This window comes from Vibrio injensis, assembly GCF_001895205.1.
GTDB classification, from domain to species: domain Bacteria; phylum Pseudomonadota; class Gammaproteobacteria; order Enterobacterales; family Vibrionaceae; genus Vibrio; species Vibrio injensis.
Map to the genome: position 1 here is coordinate 351217 of NZ_BDJF01000011.1, position 6815 is coordinate 358031.

Annotated in this window: 8 protein-coding genes and 1 pseudogene; 5 read left to right on the top strand and 4 right to left on the bottom strand. The window is 44.2% G+C overall.

Annotated elements, in window-relative coordinates; genetic code table 11:
- Positions 1 to 89 precede the first annotated feature (89 nt).
- Positions 90 to 833, bottom strand: coding sequence for a VP0952 family biofilm-associated protein (locus tag BSR11_RS04920; protein WP_072669349.1), 744 nt, complete (start codon positions 831 to 833; stop codon positions 90 to 92).
- 52 nt (positions 834 to 885) lie between these two features.
- Here BSR11_RS04920 and BSR11_RS04925 point away from each other — a divergent pair, with 52 nt between their 5' ends.
- Both BSR11_RS04925 and tesB read left to right on the top strand, forming a co-directional pair.
- Positions 886 to 1188, top strand: coding sequence for an MGMT family protein (locus BSR11_RS04925; protein ID WP_072669350.1), 303 nt, complete (start codon positions 886 to 888; stop codon positions 1186 to 1188).
- A gap of 194 nt (positions 1189 to 1382) precedes the next feature.
- Positions 1383 to 2240, top strand: a complete 858-nt coding sequence (gene tesB / locus BSR11_RS04930; RefSeq protein WP_072669351.1) for an acyl-CoA thioesterase II — start codon at positions 1383 to 1385, stop codon at positions 2238 to 2240.
- Positions 2241 to 2256: 16 nt separating this feature from the next.
- On the opposite strand, the gene BSR11_RS04935 is transcribed toward tesB, so the two are convergent.
- The gene (locus BSR11_RS04935) at positions 2257 to 2709 is read right to left on the bottom strand and encodes an Lrp/AsnC family transcriptional regulator (protein WP_072669352.1); all 453 of its coding nucleotides are present in this window, start codon (positions 2707 to 2709) and stop codon (positions 2257 to 2259) included.
- A 158-nt stretch (positions 2710 to 2867) separates the two neighbouring features.
- Between BSR11_RS04935 and BSR11_RS04940 the strand changes: the two genes are divergently transcribed.
- Together BSR11_RS04940 and BSR11_RS04945 are read left to right on the top strand one after the other, a co-directional pair.
- Positions 2868 to 3935, top strand: a complete 1068-nt coding sequence (locus BSR11_RS04940) for a PLP-dependent cysteine synthase family protein (RefSeq protein WP_072669353.1) — start codon at positions 2868 to 2870, stop codon at positions 3933 to 3935.
- 274 nt (positions 3936 to 4209) lie between these two features.
- Positions 4210 to 4701, top strand: a complete 492-nt coding sequence (locus BSR11_RS04945) for a copper resistance protein NlpE (RefSeq protein ID WP_072669371.1) — start codon at positions 4210 to 4212, stop codon at positions 4699 to 4701.
- A gap of 73 nt (positions 4702 to 4774) precedes the next feature.
- Here BSR11_RS04945 and BSR11_RS04950 read toward each other — a convergent pair whose 3' ends face one another.
- Positions 4775 to 5095: a DUF1244 domain-containing protein gene (locus tag BSR11_RS04950; protein WP_072669354.1), complete on the bottom strand. Its 321-nt coding sequence runs from the start codon at positions 5093 to 5095 to the stop codon at positions 4775 to 4777.
- Positions 5096 to 5196: 101 nt separating this feature from the next.
- On the bottom strand, positions 5197 to 6066 hold the full coding sequence (locus tag BSR11_RS04955; protein WP_072669355.1) for a Tim44 domain-containing protein: 870 nt from the start codon (positions 6064 to 6066) through the stop codon (positions 5197 to 5199).
- 198 nt (positions 6067 to 6264) lie between these two features.
- Here BSR11_RS04955 and BSR11_RS04960 point away from each other — a divergent pair.
- A pseudogene (locus BSR11_RS04960) lies at positions 6265 to 6768 on the top strand (TetR/AcrR family transcriptional regulator); the annotation flags it as partial.
- Between the last annotated feature and the right edge of the window lie 47 nt (positions 6769 to 6815).

Genomic DNA, 6815 nt, shown 5'->3' on the forward strand with positions numbered 1-6815 from the left:
CAGCCCGCATAAAATCAATAAACCTTTGTTAACTGGGCAGTAATTAAACAATCTTATTCATCATCCACTGCTGATGCTGCTGTTTTGTTCTACTCTATCTGCTCTTCACTGCTTTTTAGTAGGTAGTCCGTCATCCATGCAGTCACGAGTAGACACAACCAAACGACAAAGACCGGTTTGGGTACTTCGATAGCAGGAGCCAGCACGATGCCCATAAACGCCACCGACGGTAGCGTCCAGCACAATAACGTTGGCCAATGCTGTGCTCTTTGCTTCACCAGTTTATTGATGATGGCCATTAACCCAGTCACGCACAATGAAATAACAACCGCGAAGGTAAATTCAGCAATCCACAAAGGCAGCAACAATAATAATGCCCACCAGTGGCGAACCGATGAAGGCGTGTATTTCCAACTATTAACTGCCCACCATATTGCGCTCACCGAGAGTATTTGTAATACCGTCATCACCGGAGTGCCATCAAGCTTACCTGCTGACTGCGTGGTCATAATGCCGACTTGCAACGTCAGTAAAATTAAACCACAAATCACCATGACCCCTTTATGGCGAGGCGCAGAAAAAGCCACCATCAGTAATGGGAAGATAACCCACATACTCACAGATAACGCGGCTGGCTGATAAGACAGCGTGAAGCCATAGGTCAGTAAACCTATCAATAACACTAAACCAGCATTCCCGCTACGAGGTAACATCCATAATGCAGGCGCTAATAAAGCGATCAATGACCAGTTGCCTTCACTCAAACCTAGGGCTTGACCGCAGACAATCGCTAAGATTATGGTGATCATAAATTGCATAACCGACACTATCATACCCTCTCCTTATACCTATCCGTGGTAACCATTGAACTAGGGCTTTATGAGTATGGACCAATTTTCTCAACAAATCTTTGCCGTAGTGCACCAAATTCCTTTTGGTCGAGTAGCGACCTATGGACAAGTTGCCCATTTAGCGGGCTATCCGGGCTATGCTCGTCAGGTAGGAAAAGTGTTAAGCCGATTGCCGCAAGGCAGCAAACTGCCTTGGTTTAGAGTGATTAATAGCCGAGGTGAGTCATCGTTGAGCGGGGCCGATAAAGCGCGTCAACACGCTTTACTGCTTGCCGAACAGATTGTGATCAATTCATCTGGAAAAATTTCACTACGCCAATATCAATGGCAACTTTAGACGTTTATCTCATCAACAAAGGGGCGAGGTATCGTTTCAACATGTTTCATAAATCACATTCCCTCTTGACAAATATTTGACCTCTTTCACAAAATAGCAGCTAATACTTAAGTGAACTAATTTTAGTCTATACCCAAATAACTTGGATCTACAGGTAGGAAGGGTATACAAGCAACCATCATTGGGTGAGGGTCATGAGTAAACCACTAAGCGAATTATTACGCCTACTACAGCTTGAAAAGCTTGAAGAAGGTTTGTACCGAGGTGAAAGCGAGAACCTTGGTTTACCCCAAGTCTATGGCGGTCAAGTGATTGGGCAAGCGCTCTCAGCGGCCCGTTACACGGTAGACTCTGATCGCACCGTCCATTCCTTCCATAGCTACTTTTTGTATCCGGGCGATCCTGAAAAACCAATTATTTATGATGTAGAAAACCTACGTGACGGTCGTAGCTTTAGCACCCGTCGAGTCAAAGCGATTCAAAACGGCCGACCGATTTTTTATCTCACCGCTTCTTATCATGGTGAAGCGCCGGGCTTTGAACATCAAAATACGATGCCTAATATCCCAGGGCCTGAAAACTTTGCTTCAGAATCCGAGCTAGCGGCACAAATCGCCCATTTACTGCCAGAAAAAATTCGTAACGCGTTTTGCGGTGAGAAAGCGATTGAGATCCGCCCTGTGACGGTGATTAATCCGTTAAAACCACAAAAAGAAGAGCCTAAACAATATTTATGGATTCGCGCAAACGGTGAAGTGCCTGATGATCAGTTAATTCATCAATACTTACTCGGTTATGCGTCAGATTGGGGATTTCTCGTTACCGCGCTGCATCCTCATCAAGTCTCACTGATGACACCGAATTTCCAAGTGGCGACGATCGATCATTCCATCTGGTTCCATCGCCCGTTTAAAATGGATGAATGGCTGCTCTATGCGATTGAAAGCCCCACCGCGAGCAATACCCGTGGTTTAGTACGCGGTGAGATTTATAACCAGCAAGGGGCGTTAGTGGCAACAGCGGTACAAGAAGGGGTGATGCGTTTTAAATAAAGCATCCCCACTATCACTATAGTGGTAAGGCGGTGGTGTATTTCAAAGACTCCATCGCAAAGGTGGAAGTCACATTATTTAAACCATCGACGCTATTGACCAGTTTTTTATAAAACTGGTCAAAATTTTTCATGTCTTTGACCAGTACTTTCATCATGTAATCATACTCACCAGCCATGCGATAAAACTCCATCACTTCCGGAAAATCCTCCACCGTATTCACAAATCGCTGATACCACTCATGAGAATGATCACTAGTTTTCACCATCACAAAAGCAATAAAAGATAACCCTAAACGTTCTGGATCAAGCAGCGCCACGCGTTGGCTGATCACCCCCGACTCTTCAAGTTTTTTCAATCGCTTCCAACATGGTGTGCTGGTTAAATTGACCGCCTCGGCCAATTCATTGAGCGATAGCGTGCTGTCTTTTTGCAACATCGCCAGTAGCTGTTTATCTATTCGATCCATCTCTCACCTTTTTGCTACAAAATTAGATAACAGGAGAAAATGATTCTCTTAAACTAGCAAATACAAAGCAAGATGACCAAGTTTTTCTCTCGAACACAACGTACATTATCAGCATTAACTCATGAGCTATTGCTCACCATGACTATGAGAACGCCACCATGTGTACCGACCATCAATGGATTAATAACGCGATTCGTAAAATCGAGGCCGATTTTCAACGCTCGGCTGATACCCATTTAATTAAGCTCGATCTCCCTAGCATTGCAGGAATTGATCTTTATCTTAAAGATGAGAGCACGCACCCAACCGGTTCACTCAAACACCGCTTAGCTCGCTCTTTGTTTTTGTATGCGATATGTAATGGCTGGGTTGGTCCAGATACGCCAATTATTGAAGCCTCTTCAGGAAGCACCGCGATTTCTGAGGCCTATTTTGCCCGCTTATTAGGGTTACCTTTTATTGCGGTGATGCCGAAATGCACAGCACGTAAGAAAATCGAACAAATTGAGTTTTATGGTGGCAAGGCGCATTTAGTCGATCGCAGCGATCAAATTTATGCCGAGTCTCGCCGCTTAGCACAAGCGTTAAACGGTCATTATATGGATCAATTTACGTATGCTGAGCGAGCCACCGATTGGCGTGGTAACAGTAATATCGCCGATAGTATTTTCCAGCAAATGCAACGGGAAGATCATCCTATTCCAAGTTGGATTGTGATGAGCCCAGGCACTGGTGGCACTTCCGCGACCATTGGCCGCTTTATCCGTTATCAGCAACATAATACTAAGCTGTGCGTCGTCGACCCAGAAAACTCGGTATTCTTCGATTATTACCAAACGCGCAATAGTGAGTTAACGCTGCAGTGCGGCAGTAAAATTGAAGGCATTGGCCGTCCACGTGTCGAACCGAGTTTTATTCCTAATGTGGTTGATGAGATGAGACAAATCCCCGATGCGGCCAGTATCGCTACCATTCATTGGTTAGAAAAGATCTTAGGAAGAAAAGCAGGCGCATCAACCGGAACCAACCTTTATGGCGCACTTCAGTTAGCCAGTGAGATGAAACAGCGCGGTGAACAAGGCTCAATTGTGACCTTATTATGCGACAGTGGTGAGCGTTATTTGGATACTTATTACAACCCAGAGTGGTTGGCGCACAACATCGGTGACTTAGCACCTTACGCCGATAAGTTAGAGACGTTTCAGCAAATAGGCCAACTGGATTAAGCTATTTTTACGATACAAGATTAGAAGATAACTAAGGGCCGTTGACCCTAATCAAGTCAACCATTTTTGTTACAACGATGACAGTTCTCTGACAGCCAATGACAAGAACATGACGCCTATCTGACGATTTTTACCTTCGTTTGATGGATAATAGCCCTATTATTCACAAGCCAGATTGAAGATGTTGCCCTAAACGTATGTCTCCAGAGCAGTCGCAACTTCAGATATCAACATGGCTACTACAACGTCCGTTTCAAAAAAGGTATTAACTATGATCAAAAAATCTCTTTTTACCGTCAGTGCACTCGCCCTAGTATTAGCTGGCTGTGACAATCAGCAGCAAACTTCGGCCCCTGTCGAGTCACAAACTACCGCTCCAGTCACTGTTGATGTCAATGATGATGAAGCCGTGATGGATGAAGCATTTAAGAGTGAGCATACCGCTTACAATAGCTTAGACTGGCAAGGGACCTATCAAGGCGTACTCCCTTGTGCGGATTGTGCAGGCATTGAGTATACCTTGGTCTTAAATGATGATCTGACCTATCAACTTACCCAAGTTTACCAAGGCAAAGAAGAGGCCGCTCCATTTGTCTCGCAAGGAACATTCCATTGGGAAAACAATGGCAGCGTCATCACCTTAGATGGGGAGTCGGATGCACCCAATCAATACTTTGTCGGTGAAAATATGTTGATGAAATTAGACATCAATGGCGAGAGAATCACTGGCGATTTAGCATCTTTGTATAATCTTAAAAAACAATAGCCGTTGCTTCGATAAATTCTTTTCACTTATCCCCAACCACCTAAGAATAAAGTGTTTGGGGATAAAACCAAGATTAAGAATTTTGCTGGCGTGCAGCAAAAGCCGCCGCTTGCTCTGGTGTTGCCGGTAATTGATGGTTCGCTTTCCACTCATCGTAGCTCATGCCATAAACGCGTTCACGCGCTCTATCAATATCCATTTCAACCCCTATTGCCTCAGCTTCCGCTTGATACCATTTACAAAAACAATTACGACAAAAACCAGCCAAGATCATGAGATCAATATTCTGAACGTCCTTATTATTATCTAAATGCGCTAACAGACGACGAAAGACTGCCGCATCGATTTTATCTTGTTGTTCTTGAGTTAAGTGTTGAATGTTCGCTTCTGACATGATGTTTCCTTTTTAGTAGTGAGCGGTAGCATTAGCTTATCTCAAGATAGCAAAACGCCCAAGACAAGCTTGGGCGTTCATCAATCATCCAACACGGATGATCAACCTTGGATACCAACAATTAGCCATGGCGCATTAGGTTGCGTTAAATCTCGCTCTAAATGCCAAATATCTAAAATTTCTTCTTCCGTTTCATCGCCTAAATCTCGGCAACGACCCGTAAATTGTAAACTGAGCTGCGCTTTACGATCATCGTAATCGGCACGAACAATCTCTGCATCGACATACATGACTTCAGTTTGTGGCTGCTGGTCAAGCTTTTCTCTTTCGGCTTTCAGATCAGCGAACAAACTTTCAGACACGTACTCCTGAATTGTTTCAAGTTGGTTGTGATTCCAAGCACCTTGCAAAATCCGATAATGCTCACGTGAGCCATTAATGAAAGCGATTTTATCAAAACTCGGTGGATAGTTATGAGGGACATCACTGTACATGCTTGAACCAAAGCCCGAACTGGCTGCAGGTTTAAATTCCTGCTCCGGAGCTTGCTCAAAACTTTGACGATGAACATTGGTATTGTAAGCGGGTTGCTGAGGATTCAAACTCCCCGGTTTACCGGCCAGAAAATGACGCGCGAGCTTGAACAGTGCAAACCCAATCAAACCAAAAATAAGAATATCCATAAATTGGATACCCTCAAATGCACCACCGAAAAATGCGGCCAGTAGACCACCAGCGAGTAGGCCTCCCATTAGGCCGCCCATTAAGCCTCCGCGACTGTTCGTCGCAGCAGGTTGCTGATTATTTTGCTGGCGCTGTGGAGCGGCTTGTTGCTGTTGGTGGTTTTGTGCTGGTGCCGTTCGATGGTTTTGACCAAACGATTTGCCACCGCCCATCCGTCGAGCTTCAGCATCAGGAATCACCATCACAGTGATCATCAGTAACGCCATAAAAGAAAACAAACGCTTCATATATTTCCTCAGGGGATTTTATTAGGTACAAAAGGCTTTTATTCTTTGTCATGATAGTCACTTCAAGACGCTAAGCAAACCTTTTGCCTGACTGACATGTATCAGAATATTGCAGCCTTATTGAGTTGACGCATAGTGTGACACTCTCTAGAATATCGAACATTGTTCTTTTTTGATTATGCGGTTTAACAACAACTTATGGCCAGACGCAACGATCATACTCGTGAAGAGTTGATCTCTCTTACCTTAAATGCCAGCAAAGCTTTCTTAAGCAAGCATTCTTATCATGAACTTAGCCTAAGAAAAATCGCCAGTATGATAGGTTATGTGCCAAGTACCTTAGTTAATGTGTTTGGTAGCTATAACCTACTTCTTTTACATGTTGTTGCACAAACGCTCGATGAGCTGGCTTCAGAAGCGAAGTTAGCGGTAAAAAAATGCGCTGATCCTAAAAAAGCACTGTATAAATTGGCCTATTGTTATCATGACTTTGCCCAAAAACATCCCTACCGTTGGCAGTTGATTTTTGAACATAATATGAATGGCGAAGATCTCCCCGAATGGCAAGCGGAACGAATCAACGGCATGACTACCATGCTAGAGTCGCTGTTACAAATCATTGCCCCTCACCGTAGCGCACAAGAAGTATTACGCACGAGCCGAGTTTTATGGGCTGGTGTGCACGGGATAACGTTACTCAGTTGTTCAGGAACAATAAAGTTTGTACACTAATCAAAGCTTGGAATAAT

Excerpts from the sequence above, each read along its gene's own strand:
- BSR11_RS04920 (WP_072669349.1), bottom strand. The coding sequence starts at position 833 with ATGATAGTGTCGGTTATGCAATTTATGATCACCATAATCTTAGCGATT.
- BSR11_RS04925 (WP_072669350.1), top strand. The coding sequence starts at position 886 with ATGGACCAATTTTCTCAACAAATCTTTGCCGTAGTGCACCAAATTCCT.
- tesB (WP_072669351.1), top strand. The coding sequence starts at position 1,383 with ATGAGTAAACCACTAAGCGAATTATTACGCCTACTACAGCTTGAAAAG.
- BSR11_RS04935 (WP_072669352.1), bottom strand. The coding sequence starts at position 2,709 with ATGGATCGAATAGATAAACAGCTACTGGCGATGTTGCAAAAAGACAGC.
- BSR11_RS04940 (WP_072669353.1), top strand. The coding sequence starts at position 2,868 with ATGTGTACCGACCATCAATGGATTAATAACGCGATTCGTAAAATCGAG.
- BSR11_RS04950 (WP_072669354.1), bottom strand. The coding sequence starts at position 5,095 with ATGTCAGAAGCGAACATTCAACACTTAACTCAAGAACAACAAGATAAA.
- BSR11_RS04955 (WP_072669355.1), bottom strand. The coding sequence starts at position 6,066 with ATGAAGCGTTTGTTTTCTTTTATGGCGTTACTGATGATCACTGTGATG.